The sequence below is a fragment of the Parascardovia denticolens DSM 10105 = JCM 12538 genome (assembly GCF_001042675.1).
In the GTDB taxonomy this organism is placed as follows: domain Bacteria; phylum Actinomycetota; class Actinomycetes; order Actinomycetales; family Bifidobacteriaceae; genus Scardovia; species Scardovia denticolens.
On sequence record NZ_AP012333.1, the window covers coordinates 1,723,461 to 1,747,451 of the forward strand.

17 protein-coding genes and 2 tRNA genes are annotated in these 23,991 nt (G+C 58.4%); 13 read left to right on the top strand and 6 right to left on the bottom strand.

Translation table 11 applies throughout. The features are described 5' to 3' along the window. Positions 1-76 precede the first annotated feature (76 nt). Positions 77-1,084: a 2-dehydropantoate 2-reductase gene (locus PSDT_RS07150; protein WP_006290064.1), complete on the top strand. Its 1,008-nt coding sequence runs from the start codon at positions 77-79 to the stop codon at positions 1,082-1,084. 164 nt (positions 1,085-1,248) lie between these two features. Here the strand turns inward: PSDT_RS07150 and PSDT_RS07155 are convergent, their stop codons facing one another. Next, positions 1,249-1,932, bottom strand: coding sequence for a M48 family metallopeptidase (locus PSDT_RS07155; protein WP_006290063.1), 684 nt, complete (start codon positions 1,930-1,932; stop codon positions 1,249-1,251). A 307-nt stretch (positions 1,933-2,239) separates the two neighbouring features. On the opposite strand from PSDT_RS07155, the gene PSDT_RS07165 reads away from it, so the two are divergent. Next, positions 2,240-2,313: transfer RNA gene (locus PSDT_RS07165), tRNA-Ile, on the top strand. Positions 2,314-2,330: 17 nt separating this feature from the next. Next, positions 2,331-2,403: transfer RNA gene (locus tag PSDT_RS07170), tRNA-Ala, on the top strand. Between the two features lie 593 nt (positions 2,404-2,996). Here PSDT_RS07170 and PSDT_RS07180 read toward each other — a convergent pair. Next, positions 2,997-3,671, bottom strand: a complete 675-nt coding sequence (locus PSDT_RS07180; RefSeq protein ID WP_050755050.1) for a biotin transporter BioY — start codon at positions 3,669-3,671, stop codon at positions 2,997-2,999. A gap of 15 nt (positions 3,672-3,686) precedes the next feature. Between PSDT_RS07180 and PSDT_RS08290 the strand changes: the two genes are divergently transcribed. Then, a complete protein-coding gene (locus PSDT_RS08290) occupies positions 3,687-3,980 on the top strand; it encodes a hypothetical protein (RefSeq protein WP_143828273.1) in 294 nt (97 codons plus the stop codon). A 491-nt stretch (positions 3,981-4,471) separates the two neighbouring features. On the opposite strand, the gene PSDT_RS07185 is transcribed toward PSDT_RS08290, so the two are convergent. Beyond that, complete coding sequence (locus tag PSDT_RS07185; RefSeq protein ID WP_006288584.1) at positions 4,472-10,393, bottom strand: S8 family serine peptidase; 5,922 nt, start codon at positions 10,391-10,393, stop codon at positions 4,472-4,474. A gap of 424 nt (positions 10,394-10,817) precedes the next feature. On the opposite strand from PSDT_RS07185, the gene PSDT_RS07190 reads away from it, so the two are divergent. Then, on the top strand, positions 10,818-11,720 hold the full coding sequence (locus PSDT_RS07190) for a peptidylprolyl isomerase (RefSeq protein WP_006288582.1): 903 nt from the start codon (positions 10,818-10,820) through the stop codon (positions 11,718-11,720). Here the strand turns inward: PSDT_RS07190 and PSDT_RS07195 are convergent. After that, positions 11,708-12,409 carry an HAD family hydrolase gene (locus tag PSDT_RS07195; protein WP_006291152.1) on the bottom strand — a complete coding sequence of 234 codons (702 nt, stop codon included), beginning with the start codon at positions 12,407-12,409 and terminating at the stop codon, positions 11,708-11,710. The genes PSDT_RS07190 and PSDT_RS07195 overlap by 13 nt on opposite strands. A gap of 304 nt (positions 12,410-12,713) precedes the next feature. On the opposite strand from PSDT_RS07195, the gene PSDT_RS07200 reads away from it, so the two are divergent. Then, on the top strand, positions 12,714-13,262 hold the full coding sequence (locus PSDT_RS07200) for an NADPH-dependent FMN reductase (RefSeq protein WP_006288579.1): 549 nt from the start codon (positions 12,714-12,716) through the stop codon (positions 13,260-13,262). Positions 13,263-13,442: 180 nt separating this feature from the next. Here the strand turns inward: PSDT_RS07200 and PSDT_RS07205 are convergent, their stop codons facing one another. Together PSDT_RS07205 and PSDT_RS07210 are read right to left on the bottom strand one after the other, a co-directional pair. Further along, on the bottom strand, positions 13,443-15,128 hold the full coding sequence (locus PSDT_RS07205; protein ID WP_006290059.1) for an ABC1 kinase family protein: 1,686 nt from the start codon (positions 15,126-15,128) through the stop codon (positions 13,443-13,445). Positions 15,129-15,285: 157 nt separating this feature from the next. Continuing rightward, positions 15,286-15,678 carry a phasin family protein gene (locus PSDT_RS07210; RefSeq protein ID WP_006288577.1) on the bottom strand — a complete coding sequence of 131 codons (393 nt, stop codon included), beginning with the start codon at positions 15,676-15,678 and terminating at the stop codon, positions 15,286-15,288. 194 nt (positions 15,679-15,872) lie between these two features. Between PSDT_RS07210 and PSDT_RS07215 the strand changes: the two genes are divergently transcribed. From PSDT_RS07215 to PSDT_RS07240, 7 genes are all read left to right on the top strand, one after another. Beyond that, entirely contained in the window at positions 15,873-16,427 is a 555-nt protein-coding gene (locus tag PSDT_RS07215; protein WP_006288576.1) for a MarR family winged helix-turn-helix transcriptional regulator, read from the top strand. A 37-nt stretch (positions 16,428-16,464) separates the two neighbouring features. Beyond that, a complete protein-coding gene (locus PSDT_RS07220) occupies positions 16,465-18,357 on the top strand; it encodes an ABC transporter ATP-binding protein (protein ID WP_006288575.1) in 1,893 nt (630 codons plus the stop codon). A 70-nt stretch (positions 18,358-18,427) separates the two neighbouring features. Then, positions 18,428-20,434 (top strand): ABC transporter ATP-binding protein, encoded by a 2,007-nt coding sequence (locus PSDT_RS07225; RefSeq protein WP_036737362.1) that lies wholly within the window; start codon positions 18,428-18,430, stop codon positions 20,432-20,434. Between the two features lie 505 nt (positions 20,435-20,939). Next, complete coding sequence (locus PSDT_RS08370; protein ID WP_154645715.1) at positions 20,940-21,104, top strand: hypothetical protein; 165 nt, start codon at positions 20,940-20,942, stop codon at positions 21,102-21,104. Between the two features lie 9 nt (positions 21,105-21,113). After that, positions 21,114-21,827: a hypothetical protein gene (locus PSDT_RS07230; protein WP_006288572.1), complete on the top strand. Its 714-nt coding sequence runs from the start codon at positions 21,114-21,116 to the stop codon at positions 21,825-21,827. A 36-nt stretch (positions 21,828-21,863) separates the two neighbouring features. Further along, positions 21,864-23,123 (top strand): radical SAM/SPASM domain-containing protein, encoded by a 1,260-nt coding sequence (locus PSDT_RS07235; protein ID WP_223293520.1) that lies wholly within the window; start codon positions 21,864-21,866, stop codon positions 23,121-23,123. Beyond that, the gene (locus tag PSDT_RS07240) at positions 23,120-23,989 is read left to right on the top strand and encodes an ABC transporter ATP-binding protein (protein WP_006288570.1); all 870 of its coding nucleotides are present in this window, start codon (positions 23,120-23,122) and stop codon (positions 23,987-23,989) included. Before PSDT_RS07235 ends, PSDT_RS07240 begins: the two co-directional genes overlap by 4 nt. Positions 23,990-23,991: the final 2 nt, after the last annotated feature.

The following is a 23,991-nucleotide window of genomic DNA, read 5'->3' on the forward strand; positions in this document are numbered from 1 at the left end:
CCGCCGGGAGGATTCCTTCCCGGCGGTTTTTTCATGCCTGGCGATGATTCCCTTACCAGGCGGAACGAGGCGAAAAATGACGGATTCGAATTCCCAGACCATGAACATCACCATCGTCGGAGCTGGCGGGATGGGCAGCCGCTTCGGACTCATGCTTCATCAAGCAGGCAACAGCGTCAGTCTCGTCGACGGGTGGCAGGCCAACGTCGACGCCATCCGGACCGCAGGCTTGGTCGCCCGCTACAACGGCCGCGAAGTGGTGGACCGCCTGCCCATCTACAGTCCGCAGGAAGCCGGCCAGCTCAGGCCCCAGGTCATCATCCTCTTCGTCAAATCCCAGCAGTTGGACGCCATGCTGGAAGCCATCCGTCCCCTCATCGGGCCGGACACCTACCTCCTTTGCCTGCTCAACGGCCTGGGCCACGAAGACATCATCAAAAAGTACGCCGCCGAAGATCACATCATCCTCGGCGTGACCATGTGGACCGCCGGAATGACCGCCCCCGGCCATGTCACCCTTTTCGGGGACGGCAACGTGGAGCTGCAGAACCTGCGGCCCGGGGAGGCGGCGGAGACCTTCACCAAACGGCTGGTGACCGTGCTCGACGAGGCCGGGCTCAATGCCGTCTACAGCGAGAACGTCAAATATTCCATCTGGCGGAAGGCCTGCGTCAACGGAACCATGAATTGCCTGTGCTCCCTGCTCGAATGCAACATCGGCCAATATGGGCGGACCTCCGCGGCTGCGGAGGTGATCCGCCGCATCGTCTGCGAATTCGCCGCCGTGGCCGCCTGCGAGCAGGTCCAGCTGGATGTGGACGAAGTGGTCGCGCACATCACCGCCACTTTCACCGCCGACATCGCGGATCACTACCCGTCCATGTACCAGGATCTGGTGGTCAACCACAGACCCACCGAAATCGACTTCATCGATGGCGCGGTCTGGCGCAAAGGCCAGCGTTACGGCGTCCCGACCCCCTACTGCGCCTTGCTCACCCAGCTGATTCACGGGAAAGAGGAGTTGGGCAGGATCCGGCAGGAGGATTCCGCTATCCCTCTACCTCTCAGCAGGACTGACGACTGACTTGCCCTCGCGCTTCTCCCCTTTTTACCCTCAGTAAATCGGATTCCAATTCTTGGCAAATCGGATTTCCAGCCTCAGTAAATCAGATTCCTCGTCCTGAGTAAATCGGATTCCCCTTCCTTAGCAAATCAAACTTGTATCCTTAATAACTTGGATTTTCATCCTTAATAAATCGAATACTGATTCAACTCCCTTCTGCGCGACCGCCAGTCGGGCAGGTAGAGGTCCATGCGATCGCGGAAGTTTTTCCCATGGCCTCTCTCGTAAAGGTGGGTCAGCTCGTGGACGGCCACGTACTCCACCAGCGGGTCCGGGACGGCGGCCAGGGCCAAGTTGATGCGGATGCGGCCAGTGGCGGGCGTGCAGGACCCCCAGCGGGACGTCATGGCCCGGAAAGTGATCATCTCGGGCTGACGGCCGATGGTCTGCCGGTAGGTCGCCAGAATCCCCTCAACCCGAGGACGCAGGTTCGTTTTAGCCTCTTCCCGAGTCCGAGAATCCCAGACGGTCACAGGGATGAGCCGGGGACGGTCCTGGTTGAAAGCGCCTTCCCCTTGAAGGAGGCTCTCCCCTTGCTGGAAGAGATTCCCCTGTTGATTGATGTCTCCCTGCAAGAGGATCTCCCTTTGGAGGAGGACTCCCTGCGCGAGCAGGACTTCCCGCTGATGGTGAATCCACTCCGCACGGGACCGAACAAAATCCGCGATCGACCGCTTCGACGCCCGCATCGGGGCGGAAACCTCGACCCGGCCGCGGGGAGGCTTGACGCGTAAATACATGTTGCGGTTCCCCCTCCTGCGGGTCACAAAGACCTCGACGGGGCCCACAACTAGCCGTTCTTCAACCACTCCCCCATTGTGACACGGGCGCAGGCCAGAGACGCAGATCCGGCCCAATCCTGACGAGGCTTAAAGCAAAAGGCTTGAAACAAAGATGCGAGCTCGGCACCAGCCGACCCCAGTCCGCCCCGGGTCCAGGCCAAGGCATGACCAAGGCTAGCTTCAGTCATAATGAAGCTCGAGTAAAGACTAAGATCAAGGTCAACAAGCTCGGCCTCAGCCGACCGACACACCTGACACGAAAAATTTGACGTCTTCCAGACCCCCTTGTAAGATATCCACGTGTGCGGCTTGAGGGAACTTAGGCGGCTCGTGCGGGCCCATAGCTCAGCTGGTTAGAGCGCGTCCCTGATAAGGACGAGGTCGGAGGTTCAAGTCCTCCTGGGCCCACGGATGACTTCATCCCCGGGGGTATGGCGCAGCTGGTAGCGCATCTGCTTTGCAAGCAGAGGGTCAGGGGTTCGAGTCCCCTTACCTCCACAAGATTTCCCTGCTTTCTACCCCATCAGGACGATTCGGTCATTTAGTCGCTGACTGCGAAAGCAGACGAGGATAAGCCTTCCCTCCCCTTTTCATCCGTCGTTGGCCATACAAATCCGTATATTCATAGCTGGTCACGGCTTCTTTACTCGATCCATCGCTTGACGCGCGGGCGATAATCGACTTTTACTCGCTGGGGATGAAAGGCAACAAACCTCCCCAATGGAATCTCGCCGATGCGCGAACGATGAAATCTCCGGCGGGCACGCATTGCAAATTGAGATCGGGCTTTTTCTCATGTGACTGCCGATGAGAGTTTTGACTGTGGATGACGACGGTGAAAACATGCTCTCCGGTCTGATTATGGATGAAAATCGACCACCTTTCTTCAAGGGGAACCGATTGATCCTCCATCTCCAAAAACGATGAATCCCGCACAACGGCTACGCTTCTCCTCCTCCATGTCTTTTTCATCTCGCTTTTGCTTAATTCGATTGAGGCGGCTCCTAAGAATCAGGACAGCAAAGGGCCCAGCGCGGTCGCAAACCGCCGCTTCTGTCGGAAATTCCATAATCTCCCAATCGCCGGGAAAATCATTCTCCTTTTTCGGAAGGTGCGTCCGTCGATTCCACGAATTTCATGCAGGTTAAGGAGAAAATCAGGGCGAAAACGACCTTGATCGAATCAGCGGCGAGGAAGGGGAGGGAAACCATGATCAAAGAACTGACCGAGACATGGGTCAGGAAGGCCTGCATAAGAATCCCCATCGTATACTGGGTCAGCATCAGGCCGACGAAACAGGCGAGGGCGAAGCGGGAGAGCGTAAGAACCCGGCTGAAAACCTGTCTGGAAATCCGACTACCCCTGCGACCGCTGCCAATGCCCATGACGTCCCTTAATCCCCCATCAAACCGGCGTGCACTCGCGGCTGCGGCCACATCCACCGCCGATCGGGATCGGGTCGCGCCAGCGATGACGGCCGTGACCAAGGTTGCCACCAGGAACCCCCAGATGTAGCCCGCCGTCGGCCCGACCAAAGCCGCGGCCGAAATGAATCCCGAGAAAACGGGGAAACCGGCGAGTCCCAAGGCGATATAGGAAGCCACGGCTGCGGTGATCTGCGGCAAGGACAGGGTGAGGGCCATGCACATGAGGACCGCGGTTTGGAGGGTGATAGGCACTGGATTGCCCGGAATCTGGATGCGGCCGGCAGCGGTGGCCAGGACCAGGCATAGAAGGGCGAGAAGGACCTTCACCACCGAGACCACGAAAGACTTCCCCGCATGGGTGAACAGTCTTCCCGGCTCCGCTTCCAGGGCCTTTGCCGGGGTTTTCGCCTCTTCTCGACTTTCCCATCGAGCGTTCTGCTGATTATTTTGCCGTGCGTCCTGCCGATCGCCTTGGTGGTTTCCTTGCCAAGCTCCCTCTTGCCGCGCTTCTTCTCGCCTAGCTTCTTGTTGCCGGACTTCTTCTTGCCAGCCTTGTCGGATGTTTTGTCGATCTCCACGATGAGTCGAAGGATTCATTTCTACCTCTTTTCCGCCCTTTTCTTTCCGTGTCCGGAAGGGCGTTTTTAATGGCAAGTGTTTTCAACGGCCGGTCATTCGCGAAGACGGACCTTCCCCGTAACGAATGCTTTTCACTGGCGGGCACTGCTGATGGGCGTTTGCGGGAAAAACACCCTAGCCCACGGCCACCATGACCGATATGTCAATCGTATTCGATCGTAGGTCCGTTCGCATCGGCCGAATTCATAAAAAATGACGATGAAAATTGTCGAATTCTACAAGAATCGATGAAATCCGACACCTCGTGGAGCCGGTCTGGGCCACCGGCTGTGGACTAAGTCGAAGTTCAAAAATTCAGGGGCTAAAAATAAGGGGTCTTTTCAGATACTTTGACTTAGTACACGCGCGGAGTGGCATAAGCTGCATAAGCGGCGAGAATAGCCTTAGTGACGAAAACGCCAAGGCAATAAGGTAGGGGGAAGCCAAGCGCGGGCATGAAAGAGGGCCCCAACCACTTGGTTGGGGCCCTCTTTCCGTTTAACCGTTTTATGAGGCGGAGGCTATTTCTGAGCTTGGCGCTTCATCCTCAAAACCACGGACAGGGTCGTCACGGCGGAAACGAAGGCGACCGAGACGGAGATGACGACCAGGGCCAGGAGACCTTCCCGGGAGGAAGGATTGGTGGCGGTGGCGGTCGTCGCGGCATCGGCCTTGCGAACGGCGCCAGTGGCGCCAGAGGCGTTCACGGCTTGAGCCGCGGACTTGTCCTTGACTGTGCGGGCTTCCCGGGAAGCGGCCGCAGATGAATCTTGGCCCGCACGGGCGGACCCGAGCACCCTGGCATCTTTGGCATCCCCAGCCTTATCTGCGTCGTCGGCGGTCCCTGAGGGGTCAACCGAAGAAGCGGAAGCAGGAACCTTGTCCAGACCGGCCGCGGACTTCTTGAAAGCGGGCTTCCTGGAGGAAGACGGAGCGCGGTTCGCAGCGGACTCCTTAGCGGAAGAGCGCGCAGCACCCTTATTCTTCTCAGCCCTCTTCTTCACCTGGGCGTTCCGGGCGTTCCGAGAGGCCTTGCCCGCCTTGAAGATCACCCCGAGGGAGGAAGCGGGAACCCGCTTGCCGGCGTTGGGGTTGGCCTTGGCTGCGTCAGCGGCGGAAGAGACGATCCACTCGGCCTTCCGCACCTGCTGGAGGGCGGACAGCTTGCCGGCGACATCGACCGCGGCCAGGCCGGAGTTGCGGGCATCGGTGGCCCGCTTGGCCTGCTGCTGGGCGGTGGCCTTGGCCGAGCCGGAGGCGCCTGCCAGGGCCGAGGCATCCTGTTGTACCTTCTGCTGGGCCAGGTTCAGCTTGGCGTTGGCCAAGGCCCGCAGCTGAAAGTCCGCTTCCTGGGCGGTGACGGTACCGGCGTTCGCCTGGGCCAGGAGCCCGGCGCCAGCCTGGGGATCGCCGCTGACGGATCGTAGGGCGGCGATCTCATCCAGGGTGAAACTCCGGTCTTCGTCGTTCAGCTTGATGACGGCGCCATTGACCGCGGAGTCCAGATTGCGCTGGGCGGCGGCCAGGGCATCGTTGGATGCCTGGGGCGCGGCGGCGGCTGACTGGGCTGCGGCCAAAGCGGCCTGGACCTTGCTGACGGAGGCGGAGTCATACTTGCCGGTGGCGACCAGTTGACGGGCCCGGACCTCGGAGGCGGAAAGGAGGTCCTTCTGCTCCTGGCTGGCCGCGGGCGATCCGTCGGCGGTCGGCTTGACGGAGGTCACCTGGTAGGAGACGGCCTCGGACTCGTTGCCCGCGGCGTCCACGGTCTTGAAGAAGTAGGTGCCGTTAGCGGCCACCTGCACTCCTTCAGCCGGCAGGTCGCGGTAGGTGGCGCCGTCGTCGGAGCTGAAACGCACGGTCTGTGCCGCGGCCCCGGAAGCCCCGGCCGCCGCGTTCAGTTTCACCACGCGTCCCGAGTTCGCCAAGGAAGCCGTGACGTTCGGCTTATTCAGCGCCTTCTTCGGGGTGTAGTTGACGGTGACGACCTTGGTGACCTTGTTGCCGCCGAAGTCGGAGACGGTCACGGTAATCACGTTCTTGCCTTGCAACAGGTTGACGGTCTCATCGATGTCCATCTTGCCGGGCTGACCGCTGTTCATATCGATGTCGGCGTACTGATTCTTCACGCTGCTGCCGTTGATGAACAGCTGCAGGTAGTTGAGATTGTCGGTAGCGGTGCCACGAATGCGATACTGCGCCTTGTTGACGTTCACCTCCTTATCGGTGGGGTTCTTCAAGGAGAGGGTGGGAGGAACGGAATCCAGCTCGAAGACCAGGGTGTCCTGGACCACCTTCTCCTGGGAGGAATCGCCGTAGATGACGCTGAAAACCTTGCGGCCGGCCTGACCCAGCTTCAGCTGGACGCTGAAGGTGAGGTCGTCGTTGATGTCCACATCCTTGCCATCGATCTTGAGGGTCGTGGTGGGGTGCTTGACCTTGCCGGTGATGGTCGCGATGCCGGTCTTGGCGTCGTAGAAGCGGGAGGTGAGGCCGACCTCGTTCTCGCCGAAGGTGATTCCGTTGTCGAAGGAGACGGCGTTCTTCAGCACATCGGGGTCGTAAGAGGAGGAAACGCTCTTACGGACCGAGGTCTGATTGCCGTCGGCGTCGGTAGCGGTCACGGTCACCGAGTTGTCGCCGTAGATCACGGGCACCTCGGCGCTGAAGCTGCCATCATCCGCGATCTGGGCGCGGACGGTGGAGAAGGAGCCGGAGGAGCGCAGGACGACCATGACGGCGTCGGAGCTGACTTTGCCCTTGACCTCGACCTTCTGCTCGGAGGTCTCATCCTCGCCGCCGTTCACGGTGAGATCGGAGAAGACCGGGGCCTGCAGACGGACCTTGGCGGTCATCTTCTTGAGGACCTTGGTGCGGGCGGCGTTGGTGTACAGGGTCACCGTGGTCTCGTAATCCTTGGCCTCCAGCGGCAGGCTGGCCGCGAACAGGTGGCTTTGGGGATCGTAGGAGACGGTCAGGTTCCGCATCTTGCCATCGGCGTTGGTATAGGTGCCGTAGACCCGGGCCGGGTAGGTGCCGGTGAAGACGAAGCTACCCCCGCTGACCCCGCCGCGGTAGCCGGACGTCAGCTGGGTGATGCTACCGGGCAGGCCGCCCTTGCTCAGGACCAGGCTGTAGACGACGGACTCGGGCTTCTGGGCGGTCACCACATCGTCGAAGACGTTGCTGGCGTTGTCGGTCAGATAGAGTTCCACGATGTTGTCCCCGTCGCCCAGGGTTTTGGCCTGGGCCGGGGTCAGCGGGATCTCGATCTGGGAGTAGCCGTCGGCGGTGGTGCCGGTGACGGTGTAGCTGGCGTCGTTGTTGACCACCTGGTTGATCGCCGTTCCCGCGTTCCTCTTGGCGTCGAGGCCGGACAGGTCGTCCTTGGTCTCGGCGGTCAGGTAGTAAGAAGTGGCGCCGTTTTCCGTCTTGGCCGCCAGATCGATGTTGCGGACCTGGGGGGCCTGGGAATCCAGGGTGAAGGACACGTCGTAGGACTGTCGCTTGGCGCTGCCTTCAGGGGCGGCGGAGATGCGGTAGACGTACTTCCCATCGGCCGCCTTGACGGTCTTGCCGGTGGCCTGATCGTAGTAGCTGCCGTCCCAGCTGGGCGGGTGGAAGTAGACGAAGCGCTGCCCGTTGGAGTAATAGTAGCTCTTGGTCTCTTCCGCGGAAGTGGACAGGGTGGTCACGGACTTGCCTTTGGCGTCCAGGATCTCCACCTTCACGTCGTGCACGTTGCGCAGCAGGTAATACTGCATGCTGATGGCGTTGAAAGTTGCGTCAGGATTGGTGGAGAAGGCGAGGTGGGAGACGTCCACCTTCAGGTTCCCCTTCGCGTCCTGGGTGAGGCCGCCGTAATACTGGCTTCCGTTGGAGGCGTTGGTCAGCAGGGGGATGGTTCCGTAGTTGCCCACGGTCCCGTCGAAGGTGACGCCGTTGATGGCGTCCACGATGTCCAGGCCGGCCCAGTCGCCGAAGAATCCCAGGTAGGGGATGTTGAGACGGGAGCCGTCGTTCCCTTTGAAGTTGAGGAAGCCTTCCACATACTGGTCCTGATCGAAGGTCTTGGGCAGGGTAAGGGTGAAGGTGACCTTCACGGTCTTGCCCGCCTTGACCTTGATGCTTCGCTTGCCGGACTTGATGCTGGCCCCGGCGATCTTGGCGTCGTAAAGGACCCCGTTCTTGGGGTCGATGGCGGACGTGTAGACGCCGTCGGTGTCCTCATTGGAATCCATGGTGTAGACCAAGGTCTTCTTGGTCCGGTTGGTGAAGACCAGCTTGAAGGTCTTCCTGGTGGTGGTGAAGGACTTGAGCTCGACCGCGGGGTATCCGTTTTCGGAGACCACGGTGGAGGGGTTGTTCTCCAGGGCGTCGATGGCGGCCTTCACGTCGACCAGACCCGCGCCTTGGCGGCGGGGAGAGACGATGACGTTGTTGTAGGCCTCATCGTTGATGGGCTGGGCCGTATTCATCTCGATGGCCTTGATGAAGTCGGTCAGCTGGCTGCCCTTGAGGTTCTTATAGTAAGCCTCATAGAAAGCGTTCTTCTTGTTGTTGATCGCCTGCTTGAGGATCGCTTGGGAACCGGCCACGAAGGGGGAAGCCATGGAAGTCCCGGACAGGTTGGTGTAGCCGTTGTTGTTCTGGGTCGACCAGATATTCCCGCCGGGGGCGGTGATGTCCGGCTTGAAGGAAAGGTCGGAAACCGGGCCGTAGGAGGTGAAGTCGGACATCCTGTCCACCGAATACTTGGCGTTGGGCAGGAGGGACAGTTTGATGGCGACGCCGAACGTGTCGTTCGGGTGGGCTTTGACCCATTCCACCAGCTTCCGGCCGGACACTCCGGACAAGCCGAAGGTGGGGAAATCGGCGGACAGGGAGATTGAGGTCAGGGGAACGTCGGTGTCCTGGTTGTTGACGATGATCAGACCCGCGGCTCCGGCCGTCTTGGCGTTGGCCTGCTTGGCGGTGAAGGTCAGGCTTCCCCGACGGACGATGGCGATCTTGCCTTTGACGGCGTCGGTGAAGTCGCCGGGGCTGCCCAGGCTCAGGTTGCCCGAGGCGTCGGTGACGACGGCGAACTGCTTGCGGTCGAAGGCGGAGGCGTACTTGTTGTCGGACAGCTTGACGGCCTGGGGCCCCAGCTGGAAGTCACCATCCGTGATGGTGGCCGCCATGGTGGTGACCTTGGTGTTCTCGCCCGAAGCCACGGTGGTGGCCCCGCGGGAGGTGCCCGGGTTGCCCACGGTCTCGTTGTCCGGCAGGCCGTAGTAATCCTTGTTCACGCCTTCGGTGGACGAACCGGTGGTCCCCGCGTTGCCGGCGGAGATGACGGCGGCCGTGCCCGAGTCGTTGGCGTTCTGGACGGCTTGCTGCTCAGGGTCTTGCAGGCCTTGGTTGCCGGAGGTGGAACCGAGCGACATATTGAGCACGTCGGCCCCGATCTTGGCAGAATCCTCCACGGCCGCCACGATGGTGGTGGTGCCGGTGGTGGAGGAGGTGTTGGAGTTGGTGAAGACCTTCATGGCCAGGAGCTGGGATTCAGGCGCGACGCCCACGACGGAGGTGGCAGGGTCGCTGCCGGTGCCGTTGGCCCCGATGATGCCCGCCACGTGCATGCCGTGCTGCTCATCGACCGTGGTGTCGGTGATGATGGTGTTGTTGTCCGCGTAGTTGAAGCCGTAAGGCACCTTTTCGGTGAAGTACTTGCCATGTTTGGCTTGCTTGATGAACCGGGCCACGTCGGACTTCTTGAGCTTGACGACAGTGCTCTTGCTCAGACGCATGTCCTTGTGGTTGGGGTCGATCCCGGTGTCGATGACGGCCACGACCGTCCCTTCGCCCTTGTACTTGTAAGCCGACCACACGGCCTGCACGTTGGCCATGGAGTTGGCGTTGGCCTCCAAGGGGTAGAAGACCTTTTGCACGGTCACGGACTGGACGCCGGGCACTTGACGTACGCGGGCCAGGTTCTTCACCTGGACCTTGGTGGAGAAACCGTTGATCACGTAACCGTAGCTTTCCCCGGCAGCCTGACCGGTGACGGCCTGGACGGCCTTCTTCACTCCGGCTTGGGCGGCGATCACCTTGTCCGTCGCCTGTTCGATCTCGGCCGTACTGGAATAGTTGGCCTTGACGCTGCCGTTGGTGGAGGCCGGGGCGGCGGTCATCCGCACGACGACGTCCACGTAGGTGTTCTCTTGTTGGACTTTGCTCAGCTTGGAATAATCGATCTTCCTGGCGGCCAGCTGGGCCCGGATGGCCTGGGTGGTGGAATCGTCCTGCCCGTTGATGGCGGCCTGGACCGCTTGGTTGGCGGTCACCTTCCCGAGCAGTTGTTTCCCACCGGCCTTGGCTGACCGGGCGGTTCTCCCTGAGACCTGGGCCACCTGGGCGGCCTGGCTCCCGGGGAGGTCATCGGCGGCGAAAGCCTGCATCCCTGTGAATGGAACGCTGGCGAAGGTGCCGACCGCGACTGTCGCCGCTAGAAAAACCGAGAGATTTTTTCTTTGCGCTCGCATCAATCCCCTCCGTTATCTCATCGAATACCCATAAAAGATATTCTTATCAATCCTTATAACTTTGATAAATAATTCATATCCCCTAGAAGTTATGAAATATTTATCAGAAATTATACCCACAGTACCGACCATATATAAAGGGAGATGCAGGCCCATGTCCGCATATCGGTCAGACGAAGAAAACCCTTATAGGCGATGGATGTTATTATGCAGAGCATAGGTTGAAGAAGCTGAATATTTTCTTCCCTCGCCTAAGCAGAATAAAATGCCGAAACGAACATCCGAAGACCGGCAGGGCCGCCCTCGGATGCCTGGATGCAAACGCAGAAGGAGATGCTTGATGCGGAAGATGAAGACCCCCTTGACCCCCATCCTCGCGACCCTCGCAGCCGCCACCCTCTTGTTGGGCGGTTGCGGATCGTCCCCCAGCGTGGCCACCTACCAAGGCGGGGACGTGAGCCAAGAGGCCTTCTACCAAGAGCTCAAGAGCTCCCCCAGCAGCAAGACCATCCTCGCCAACCTGCTCATCTACCGGGCCCTGGACCATGCCTACGGGTCTTCCGTCAGCCAGGCCCAAGTGGACAAGGCCTACAAGGGCTATCAGGACCAATACGGGTCCGGATTCGACTCCTACCTGAGCCAGAACAACTACACCAAGGACTCCTTCAAACGCAGCCTTCGCACCAATCTTCTGAGCGAAGTGGCCTTGAAGAAACTGAAGAAGGTCTCCCCCGCCCAGCTGGCGGACGCCTGGAAGGACTTCCACCCGCAGGTGACCGTCCAGCATATCCTGGTCAGCGACCAGGCCACGGCCCAGCAGGTGATCGACCAACTGGGCCAAGGCAAGGACTTCTCCGAATTGGCCAAGACCTATTCCCTGGACACCTCCAGCAAGGACGAAGGGGGCAAAGTCACCTTCACCTCCAGCAACCGGGCCTACGACTCCACCTTCAAAGACGCGGCCTACGCTCTGACCCAAGGCAAGTACACGACCAGCCCGGTCAAGGTGGTGGACGGGTACGAGGTGATCAAGATGGTCTCCAACCCCAGCAAGGGCACTTTCGCGAGCCGGAAGAAGGAGCTGACCGAGGCCGTCTACGCCAAGTGGCTGCGCGATTCCACGGTCATGAAGCAGGTGATCAGCCAGGTGCTCAAGAACGAGAAGGTGCAGATCCAGGACAAAGACCTGTCCAACGCCTTGGATTCCTACAAGGTCCCTGCGGCCACCGTTCAGACTAAATAACCTCCGGCCGCCTTCTCCATTAACCGGGACATGGTGTCCAGACTGAAGCCTTCGAAGCTGTTGATGGTCTCGAAGGCCCCGGCCTGGCGGGCCGCCTCGGTCGTGGTCTCCCCTTCCATCCGGACCACCGGGAGCCCCGCGGCCAGAGCGGAACGGATGCCGGGGGCCGAATCCTCAAAGACCAGGCAGGAGGAGAGGGTCCGGGGGTCATCCGGATCCAGGCCCAGGATCTCAGCCCCCATCCGGTAAGGGTAAGGCAGGGGCTTCTTGCGCTCGTCCGGCAAGGATTCATCGCAGACGAAACCGGTGAAGACCCCCTCCGGGGACTGATCCACCAACCCCTGCACCAGGATCCGGGGGGATCCGGTGACCAAAGTCGCGGGGATCCCGGTCTGCCCGACCAGACGCAGGAAGTCCTGGGCCCCCGGTAGCCAAGGCATCTGGGCCTTCTCCCGCTCATACATGTAGTCGATCATGCCTTGGATGGCCTCCTGCCGGCTCATGGGCAGGCCATGGTCGATGAGAACCCGGGCCACGTTGTCCATGGAAGTGCCTTGCAACAAGGCGGGCAGGTCGTCGGTCAGCTCCAGCCCGTGTCTTTCCATGAGGACCTTTTCCGACTGAGCCCAATAAGGCTCGGAATTGATGAGGGTCCCATCCATATCGAAGAAAATCGCTAACGGCTTCATGCCGTCCATTCTCCCATAAGCAGCGGAGCATGGCAACGGAGCGGCCGGAGAGAGGGAGGCCGCCCTAAGTATGAGCTATATGTGTCAAGCATACGCCAAGTATGAGCTAAGTCACACGGTCAAGGGGGAATAGATCCCCTCCGCCAAGCGTTGACCTTCATGTTGCCCCGCCTGCGGGTCGTCCTGATGGGTTTCCTCAAGGATTCCCCCGCGGACTATCCTCACGACCTGTCCTTCCGACCTGTCTTGATGGCGGTCGGCCGGCGGGCATCATCCATCCGTCTCATTTCGCAAGGAGTCATACATGGCTAAGATTCTCATGGTCGTCGCTTCCAATCGTCAGGGGTCCTTCAACCGCCAGCTGGCCGACGTCATCGTGTCCGAGATCGGCGATCGGGCCGAGGTCAAATTCCTCGATTATTCCGCCCTGCCCCCGATGGACCAGGACGCCGAGTTCCCCGCCCCCAAGGCAGTGACCAAGGTCCGCCAGGAGATCAAGGACGCCGATGGCCTCTGGATCGTCTCCCCTCAGTATAACAACTCCTACCCCGGAGTTTTGAAGAACCTGCTGGACTGGGTCTCCCGCCCCGTCGAGGCCGGTGACCGCGACACGGCCGCCGCCGCCGGAGTCAAGGTGACCCTGAGCTCCATCGCCGGCGGGAACGCGGCCGCCCCGATGCTGGAGAAGCTGTCCGAGCTGGTCGAATTCATCGGCATGGACCTGCTCAAGGAACAGGTGAACGGCTTCATCGTCCCCATGGAAGCCTGGACCAACGGCATTGTGGTCCTCACCGACGAAGACAAGGCCCGCGTAGCCGCTCAGGTGGACGCTTTCCTCGACTTCATCGCCTGATCACCAATCGCTTCGTCGCCTGAACAGTCGGCATTTGTCGAGTCGGCGGTCCCCCCCGGGACCGCTTTTTCGTTTTGTTGGGAGAAGAGAAAGTGTTGGGAGAAGAGAAAGCGTTGGGCGGAGAAAAAGGACGCGGGCGGGAACGAATTCCGGAGGAAAACTCAGGCAAGCCCCGGCTCCCTACTTCCCCTTTTTCTTGAGGTCCCGGTTCTTGCGCATGATGTCGAAGACGATCCAGGCGGACAGGATGAAAGCCACCACATAGCCGAGGAAGCCCACGATGGGGATGCCGAAGATCACCGGTTTGATGCGGGCGTAATAGACGATGGACGAGCCTACGAAAAGGCCGACCACGATCAAGGCCATGGTCAGGCGGTCCACCATGAAGGAGAGCTGCCGGATGGGCTCCTCGGACCCCACCAGTTCGATGTTGGTCTTGAGCTGGCCCCGGGTGAGCATCTTCATGGCCGCGCCGGCCTGAACCAAAGCGTTGAGCCCCCCGTGCAAGGCCATCTGCGATTCCAGCCCTAGTTTGCGGGTCTCGTCCGCGACCGACCCCTTGACCGACCGGGAGGTGAGCACATGCTGGGTGATGATCTCGATCATGTTGGCCTGAGGCATGAGGTCGTCGATCAGGCCTTCCAAAGTGACCAAGGACCGGGCGACGGTGGTGATGGTCCCCGGCAGCTTGAGGTTGTTGCGGGAAGCCAGACGGATCATGGACATGATGAATTTGGCTATATCCAGCTCATCCAGGTCCACGTCCCCGTAATCGGCGATGATCAGGTCGATGTCGGCCAGAAGGGTCGCCCGGTCGACGTTCTGCCCGGTCGAAGAGATGTCCGCCAGGCGCAGGAGGCCTTCCTGCAGGGTGACGGAGTCCTTCTGGGGGACGGCGAAGATCATCTGTTTGAGGATGGACCTCATCTCCCCGTTGATCCGGCCGACCATGCCTAGGTCGATGAGGACGATCTGCCCCCCGCGGATGATGATGTTGCCCGAATGCGGGTCGGCGTGGAAGAAGCCGGCGTCCAGGACCTGGGTGGCGTAGTTGTCCACCAGTTTGGTGCCGATTTCGGTGAGGTCGTAACCCTCTTCCTGCAGGCGTTTGGTCTGGGAGATGGCGATCCCGTCGATGTAATCCATGACCAGCACATGCTGGGTGCACAGGTCCAGATAGGGCCGCGGGCAGTCCATGTAAGCGAAACCGTCGGCGAAGGCCTTGAATTCCTGCAGGTTCTTGGCTTCGATCATGAAGTCCGTCTCCGACTGGAAGGTCTCCCACAATTCGTTGACCACGCCCATGAAGTCCACGATCTGGGTGTTTTCCGAGGCGACCTTGGTGGCGGTATTGGCCACGGAACGGATGATCTCTATGTCTTGGGCCATGGTCTCCCGCACGCCCGGGCGCTGGACCTTGATGGCCACGTCCTCCCCGGTCACCAGGGTGGCCCGGTGGACCTGGGCCAGAGAGGCCGAGCCCAAAGGCTTGGGATTGATGGAAGAGAATACCTGGGAGACCGGTTTGCTGTATTCCCGGCTCAGGACCTGCTCCACCAAGGCGAAAGGCATGGGGTCGGCGTCTGATTTGAGTTTGGCCAGTTCCGAGCAGTAGTCTTCAGGCAGGATCTCCGACCTCATGGACAGGATCTGGCCGACTTTGACGAAGGTCGGGCCTAACTCCTCCATGGCCTTACGCAGTTTGACCGGGGTCACTCCCCGGGGGATGTCGTATTTCTGGGCGATGCGGATGATCTGGGCGATGCGGCGGGCCCGGCCATGCGGCCGGCTGTCCCCCAAAACCGGGGTCTGCTGTTGAGCCTGAGCTTGGTCCTGGGCCTGGGACAAGGCCAGGGGATCGATCATTGGATCAGCCATGAAAACCCTCACAGTCACACCGCGCCGCCCGAATCAGGCGCATCGCCGGTGAATCGTTCGCTGGAAAGGCCGTCCCCACGAAGGGGACGGCGACCGGATATTTTACAGGCCTTAAGCCTTGCCTAGTCCTAGTTCTTGCCCAGTCCTAGTCTTTGGCCGTCTCGGCCTCATCGGCCTTGTCGGATTCATCGGCTTCGCCGGCCTCTTCCTTCTTGGCCTTGTCGGCTTCGGTCAGGTCGTCGGCCAGCTTGGCCACGCGGGCGGCGTAGGCCTTGCGCTCGTCTTCGTCCATGGCGGCCAAACGCATGCGCAGCAAACGGTCCTGGGCGTCGGAGATGGTGTCACCGGCCTTGTCCTTGGCCTTGCGGGTCAGCTCCTTATTCAGGTCCCGGCCCTGTTCCACGGTCAACTGGCCTTTCTTGACCAGTTCATCGATCAGCTCCTTGCCCTTGTCGACCCCGATCGCGGCCAGGCCTACCCCTGCCAGGAAAATATCGCGAGCGCCATCAGTCAGCGATTCCAAATTCAAGTCTGCCATAAGTGCCTCCTTCGGCTTAGTGACTCAGCGGATTCGCCCTGAAGCGAAACCGCCCTTCCATTCTAGCCCACCAAGAAGAGGATAATATTTCACTATACGAAATATCTGCCCTAATTCCAGTTGCAGATACAACTATAATGGAAAACCGCATCCCCTCCTCATGATCATCGTGAGAGGAAAATCGGAGAGGAACTATGGCTGGTTTAGACGAGACCCTGGCGGAATTGAGGTCGGACCATTCAAACGAGGCGAGCGGAATTTTCTCCACTGTCCACATCTTCAATCACGTCCTCAACCGCTTGCTCAGCAAGGACACCCGCATCCCCGGCATCACCGGGGTCAACTCAAGAATCATCCTCTACGTGGCCCATCAGGAAAAGCTGGGCAAACCGGTCTACCAGTCGGATGTGAAAGCCCATTTCGGCATCACCCGGTCGACCTGCTCTCGGGTCCTGGGCCTGATGGAGTCCAAAGGCCTGATACAAAGGACCAAGCCCGAAGCGGATGGGCGCAAAAGCGAGTTGCACCTGACGGACAGCTCCCGCCGGTCGGTCTCCCACATCATGGAGTCAGCACGGAAGATCGAGGAGCGGGTCCTGCAGGGGGTGGACCCCCGCGACCTGGAAGTCAGCTACAAGGTCTTCAACCTCATGATGGACAACATCGCCCAAGTGGAGAAAGACCAAGAGGGCTCAGGGACTTCGGGGAATCCGGAAAGCCGCAGGAAACCGGCGGATTCGCGGTCCTGAAAACCGGAGTCAAATTTCAATCAAGGAAAGGAAGTCCATGGAGGATCAATTCTCCGCTGACGACCTGCAGACCGAGTCCAGCCAGGACGCTGCGGGTTTCGCTCGCATCGAAGAACGCATGGAAGAGGAGGCCGCCGATTCCTATGGGGACGACGCCAGCGGTTCTTGGAAGGATTTCGGCCTCCTGTTCAAAAGCCTGCGCGAATTCTCCAAGGCGAACTGGCTGACCCCCGTCCTCATCATCGGCGAAGTGATCATGGAGCTGCTCATCCCCACCTTCATGGCCATCCTGATCGACCGGGGGATCTACGGCAAAAACATGGGCGAAGTATGGAAATGGGGAATCTTCCTGGTCCTGGTCTCCCTGGTTTCCCTGGCCTTCGGCGTGGGGGCCGGCAAAACGGCCGCCGTCGCCTCCTCCGGCTTGGCCAAGAACCTCCGCCATGATCTTTTCGAGAAGATGCAAGGCTTCTCCTTCACCAACATCGACCGTTTCTCCACCGGCAGCCTGGTCACCCGCCTGACCACCGATGTGACCAACGTGCAGAACGCCTACCAGATGCTCATCCGCGTGGCCTTCCGCGCCCCTCTCATGATCATCATCGCCTGGATCTTCACTTTCAACATCAGCCACAGCATCTCCCTGATTTTCCTGATCGTCGCCCCCCTGCTGGGGGTGGCCCTGGTGGCCATCGGACTGGGGGTCCACCCCATCTTCGTGCGGATCTTCCACACCTATGATCGCCTGAACTCGGACGTGGAGGAGAACCTGCTGGGAGTGCGCGTGGTCAAGTCCTTCACTCGCGAGAAGTACGAGGACCGCAAGTTCAAGTCCGTTTCCCAGCGCATCTACGACAGCTTCGTCAAGGCCGAGCTCCGCCTGGCCTGGAACGGTCCTCTGATGCAGATCGCCATTTACTCCACCATCCTCCTGCTTTCCTGGATGGCGGCCCATCAGATCATCGCTTCCGGCAACAACCCGGCCCACGGCCTGACCACCGGCGACCTGACCGCCTTGTTCACTTACACCTTGCAGATTCTCATGGCCCTCATGATGGTCTCCATGATCTTCATCATGGTGGTCATCTCCCGCGCCTCCGTGGGCCGTATCGCGGCCGTCCTGCGCGAGCAAAGCACGGTGACCAACCCCGAGGCCCCTGTGCGGGTCGTCAGGGACGGGGCCATCAAATTCAAACATGTCACCTTCCGCTACAACGAAAGCTCGGAAAGCCCGGTCTTGGACGACATCAATCTGGACATCCCCTCCGGCTCCACCCTCGGCATCGTCGGGGCCACTGGCTCGGCCAAGTCCTCCCTAGTCCAGCTCATCCCCCGCCTGTACGACGCCAGCGACGGGATCGTCAAAGTGGGCGACGTGGACGTGCGCGGTTACGAGCTCGACGCCCTACGCCAGAACGTGGCCATGGTCCTGCAGAAGAACATCCTCTTCTCCGGAACGGTCAAGGAGAATCTCCGCTGGGGCAACCCCCAGGCCAGCGACGAAGAAGTGGAGCATGCGGCCAAGTTGGCCCAGGCCGACGAGTTCATCCAGAACATGCCCAAGAAATACGACACCTATCTGGAGCAAGGCGGTTCCAACGTCTCCGGCGGCCAAAAGCAAAGGCTCTGCATCGCCCGGGCCCTGCTGAAGAAGCCCAAGATCCTCGTCCTCGATGATTCCACCTCGGCCGTGGACACCAAGACCGACGCCTTGATCCGCCAGGCCTTCGCCACGGAAATCCCGGACACGACCATCATCATCATCGCCCAGCGCCTGTCTTCCGTGGAACACGCCGACCAAATCATCATGATGAATGAAGGCCGGATCGCCGCCCGGGGCACGCATGAGCAGCTCTTGGAATCCTCCCCGGAGTACCGCAGCATCTACGAGTCCCAGAACCGTTCGGAGGTGATCGCCGATGACGAGTGAACAGACGCACCCCTTGAGCCAGACAGAACGGCCGGGCCGAGCGAAGCAAAAAGAAACGAAACGAACGACCATGAAAGACGCAAAGAAAGACAAACCGAGGAAGGGGACCACATCCCACCTCCTCTCCTACATCTTCGCCTACAAATGGCAGATGATCGTGGTGGTGCTCTGCATCATCATCTCCGCCGCGGCCAACGCGGCCATGGGCTTCTTCCTGCAGACCCTGATCGACTCCTACATCATGCCCCAAGTGGGCAAGTCCCATCCTGATTTCCTCCCCCTGGCCCAAGGACTGGGAGTGCTGGCCATCGTCTTCACCGCCGGGGTCATCGCCACCCTGACCTACAACCGGATCCTGGTCAAGGTGGAACAAGGGGTGCTCAAGACCATTAGGGACGACATGTTCGCCCACCAACAGACCCTGCCGATCAAGTATTTCGACACCCATCTGCATGGGGACGTCATGAGCTTCTACACCAACGACACCGACGCCCTGCGCCAGGCCATCTCCCAGAGCCTGCCCCAGATGTTCTCTTCGATCATGAGCGTCATCGCCGCCTTCGTGGCCATGCTGCTCATCTCCGTCCCCCTGGCCTTCTTCGTCCTGGCTTTCGCCCTCCTGCTGATCGTCGTCATCCAACGCCTGACTTCCGCCTCCGGCCGCTACTTCGTCCGCCAACAGAAAGAGCTGGGCGACGTGAACGGCTTCATCGAAGAGGCCATCAATGGCCAGAAGGTGATCAAGGTCTTCACCCATGAGGATGCCACCCAGAAAACCTTCGACCAGAAGAACGACGACCTTTACCAGGCCTCCTCCCAGGCCAACTACTTCGGCAACATCACCATGCCTGTCGTCGGTAACATGGGCTATCTCCTGTATGTGCTCGTCGCCATCGTCGGGGCCGGGGCCGTTTTGGGCGGCTTCCGCAACGTCAGCCTGACCGGGTCGGCGGCCCTCACCCTGGGCGGAATCGTCTCCTTCCTCACCCTCTCCCGCAGCTTCATCAACCCGATCGGGCAGATCTCCAACCAGTTCGCCTTCGTCATGATGGCCTTGGCCGGCGCCTCCCGCATCTTCGACTTCCTGGACCAGGCGCCCGAAACCAATTCCGGCACAGTGACCCTGATCAAGGCCCATGTGGCCGAAGACGGAACCATCACCCAGGCCGCCCATCACACCGATAAGTGGGCCTGGCGGGTTCCGGCCAACGTCCAAATCGAAAAGGGCGTGGGCGCAGTGACCAAGACCGGGGCGACCACCCGCCTGGCAGGATGGAGAGCCGCATCCGTGGCCGCCTTGGCCGGCAAGACCTCCCGGACGGCCGCCGGGGCCTATACCCTGCTCAGGGGCGACATCCGCTTCAAAGACGTCAACTTCTCTTATGAGCGCGGGCATCAGATCCTCCATGACATCTCCCTCTACGCCAAGCCGGGTCAGAAAGTGGCACTGGTGGGCGCGACCGGAGCCGGCAAGACCACGATCACCAACCTGATCAACCGTTTCTACGACATCGACAGCGGGTCCATCCTCTATGACGGGATCAACATCCGCGACATCAACAAGAAGGACCTGCGCCAGTCCCTGGGCATCGTCCTGCAGGATGTGAACCTCTTCACCGGCACTGTTATGGATAACATCCGCTATGGCAAGTTGGACGCCACGGATGACGAATGCATCTCCGCCGCCAAGCTGGCCAACGCCGACGGCTTCATCCGCATGCTCCCCCACGGTTATGACACCGTCCTTCAAGGCGACGGATCCGGCCTGTCCCAAGGCCAGCGCCAGCTGATCTCCATCGCCCGCGCGACCGTGGCCGACCCCCCGGTCATGATCCTGGACGAGGCCACTTCCTCCATCGATACCCGCACCGAGCAAATCGTCCAAGCCGGCATGGACGCCCTCATGGAAGGCCGCACGGTCTTCGTGATTGCCCACCGCCTGTCCACCATCCGCAACTCCGATGTGATCATGGTCATGGACCACGGCCGCATCATCGAGCGCGGCACACACGACCAGCTGCTGGAACAGAAGGGCGAGTATTACCAGCTCTATACCGGGGCCTTCGAGCTGGAGTGATTCAAAGCGACCGCACGGCACCGGCGCTTCCACTCTCACCATGCATGCGATGCGAAGGCTGTCTGATTTTGTGAAAAAGAGCTGTCGTCGGACTCGCTTGCGCGGACCATTCAGCGCTTATCCCTGCGAGCCAGCGCTGAAGCTCATGCAACATCCACATCCCTGATGTCGGACTGAGCTTCTCGAACGATCTGCGCTTGACAGGGAGAACTTTTTAACCGGTTGACAATAGATTGACAATGGCCGATTGACAACGTGGTATCACGCGGGCATGGGCTCATCGGCGTCCTTCATACGGAAGATAATTCTCAGGGCAATCCTCGCCTGCCTCGTGCGGCCCAACTGCGGACAGCAGGAATGGCTTATGCATTCCCCGGTTCTCATCGAGGCACATAGAACCAGGTTATACAGCAAGTCCATATTTTGAGAGAACTCTCGACATATTCTCGCTAATATTCTACTATTAGAATTGCAAGTTTATTCACCCGATAATAAGGAGGTGAAAATGCAAACGGCGATTGCAACTGCAGCAGCTGAAACGCTACAAAGTGCGGTCGAAATCAATAACCTTGATTTCGATGCTCTTGAGGAAGAGTTCCTTCAAGACTCCGATTATCTCTTCGAGGATCATTTCTCTCATTGTAGCTGTAGCTCACAGCGAGATGACTAGGAATTCGCTATGCAAGAATTTCGAAAGACGGAAGCGCCGCTTTACCTTTCCAATGCGGTTTCGATTGTCAGTTTAAACACTTTTAAGCAGCAGTATTCGTTGACCAATCGACTCGTCAATTGTTGTAAAATCGTGTTTGGCTCACTGCTAGATCAGCAAAGATGTCTCAATGTCGGCGTTCCGTTTTTCTTCCGCTCTACTGAAGAAGAGAAAAGGTTCTATCGCTTTTATTTCAAAAATAACTTTGCATCTGTCAGATCTCCTTTCTTGGCCGTGCCCAATAGCTCTGTTTTAAATAAGACGATTCAACAATTTTCTCAGTCTCGTATTCTTAGCAGAATATGTATAACTATTCGAAATGCCGACTCAATACCTCAAAGCTATCAAACTCTGTATTCTGATAAAGTTACAGTTATTTTCAATACCGATATAATCAAACCTGATACAGTGCTAGAGGCGATGGGCCATCATGCGCAAACTGGTGCGACCATCATGCTGTCCGACACCCCCATGAGCCAAGTTCAGCCTTATTTTAGAGATATATGGCGAGCTCTTCATCTACACAAACCTTTATACTTCCAAAAAAACAGCTTGACCGCGCAAGGGTTGAACATCGCTCTTAAAGCGCCCATGCTTGCAAATTCTTTAACTGCAAGCATAGCAGAAATTTGGTATAAGCAGCTATTTAATAATCTGAAGGTTATTAATTCTAGTTACGCATAAGGAGAAAGACAGGAGGAAAGCAATATGGTAAGGAAAATGCTGACATTCCGCTTAAACAAGTACACTGATGTATTTGAAGCTGATGATGAACTTATCCTATATAGCTACATTACCAAAAAGCATATTTCAATCAAAAAAGACCAGCTTGACGGAAACGTTATAACTATCCCAGACCAAGACGTCAAACACTACCTTGGCACGCATATCATCGAAAATCAAACGATTGGTTCTTACGAAGAGTACCAAGTTCTGCGTGATATGGCTCGCTATTCTCACAGCCTACTTGACGTTATTCTTCATCTCAACTATGACTGTAATCTCCGGTGCCCATATTGTTATCAAAATAATGTTGACAAAAATGCGATTATGACTGAAGAGACCATAAATAAAGTTTGTGAACAAATCGTCTTTCTCATTGCTCAAGGGCAGTATCACGAATTATCACTTACGCTCATAGGCGGGGAGCCTACACTTCATCCGCGGATTGTACATGAAGTTTCAGACAAGCTGAGCAGTTTATCCTGTCCAATTAGTGGAATTGTCGTTTGCAATGGTACTTCTTTATCGGACCAATTAATTGAGGATTGTCGAAGGCTAGGCTCTTTCACTTTTGATATCACTCTTGACGGAGCTCAGGATTATCACGATCAGTTGCGCTTCTACCCTAATGGACAAGGCTCTTACCATGAAATCATGAGCAATATCAGATACATTCAAAACAAATACCCCAACGAAAAAATCACCATAAACTGCAATCTATCTAAAAAAAATATCTCTGGAATCAAAGGACTTTGCGACGATTTGCAGAGTTTCCATTTCAATGGGCGGCTGATATTTAGTGAAGTCTTTTCATCGCCGCATAGCTCATACGAAGAGATTTTAAATCGGCGAAATTCAGAATGGTATGAAGCAATCAAAATTGCCGAGAGATATGGCTTTGTAAATGATGCGTTCCTACGTACATCTCACTTAGGCTGTGGAATGTACCACTCAGACGCTTACTTTATCGATCCCTTCGGTCAGCTCTTCTCATGTATCAATGCGATTGGAAATTCAGCTTTTCGGCAGACTTCTTTCACAAACTACGAAGAGGCTTCGTTCGATTTTGCCCGTAGCCAAAGAATAGAGAGCGACGGGCTTCTTACAAAGCACTGTCGAGATTGCAAGTTCCTTCCTGTCTGCGAGGGAGGATGCACCTATCTCAATGAAGAAGTGCAAAAGTGGTGCCCCCGCTGGTCTTTTGAACACAATGAGAGAAGAGTATTAAAAGAGCACCTTCTGGAAGGAGTCGAATGATGCCGGAAGGATCCGAAAATGATATGCCGCCCGCCGCACCGATCCTCCTGACCGATCAGGTGAGCAGGGATTTTCACGGAAAACCTGCGGTGAGCAATCTGTCCATCGCCGTCAGACCCGGTCGCATCATGGGCCTGCTGGGGCCCAACGGGGCTGGCAAAAGCACCACTTTACGCATGATGTGCGGCCTCCTGCAGCCCACCAGCGGTCAGATCCTCTTCCATGACCGGCCTTTGGATTCATGGCGGAACTCCCTCTACGAACATCTGTCTTGTGTGCTGGAGGACTCTTCCCTGGCCTACATGTTCCTGACCGGCTGGGATAACCTCGCTTATCAGGGAGGCCTGTACGGCTACGGGCGCAAGGAGACCTTCGAACGCTGCCGGGAGCTCATGGATTCCCTGAAGCTGACCGAGCATATGGATAAGCCGGTGGGCGACTGGTCCCGCGGCACCCAGCAAAAGCTGGCCTTGGTCACCGGCATGATCCCCCGGCCAGAAGCCCTCATCCTCGATGAACCCACTTTAGGCCTGGACGTGGTCTCCAAACGCGACTTCCTCCAGGCGATCACGGCCCTCTCCCGGCAGGGGACAGGCATCATCATCGCCACCCATCAGTCGGAAGTGGTGGATGCGGTGGCCGATGACATCACTCTGATCCACCATGGCCGCACCCAATGGGCCGGCACCTATCCCGACTTCATCCGCGTCCATAGCCGGCGGTTGACCGGTCGGGATGACGCCTCCATGGACTTGGAGCACATTCTTCTGGAACTCTTCACCGTGGATGACGAAGACCAGGGGAATCCGATAGGATCGGTCGAAGCAGGCAAGCCGGGGAAAGCGGCAGAAGGAGAAGAACGATGAAT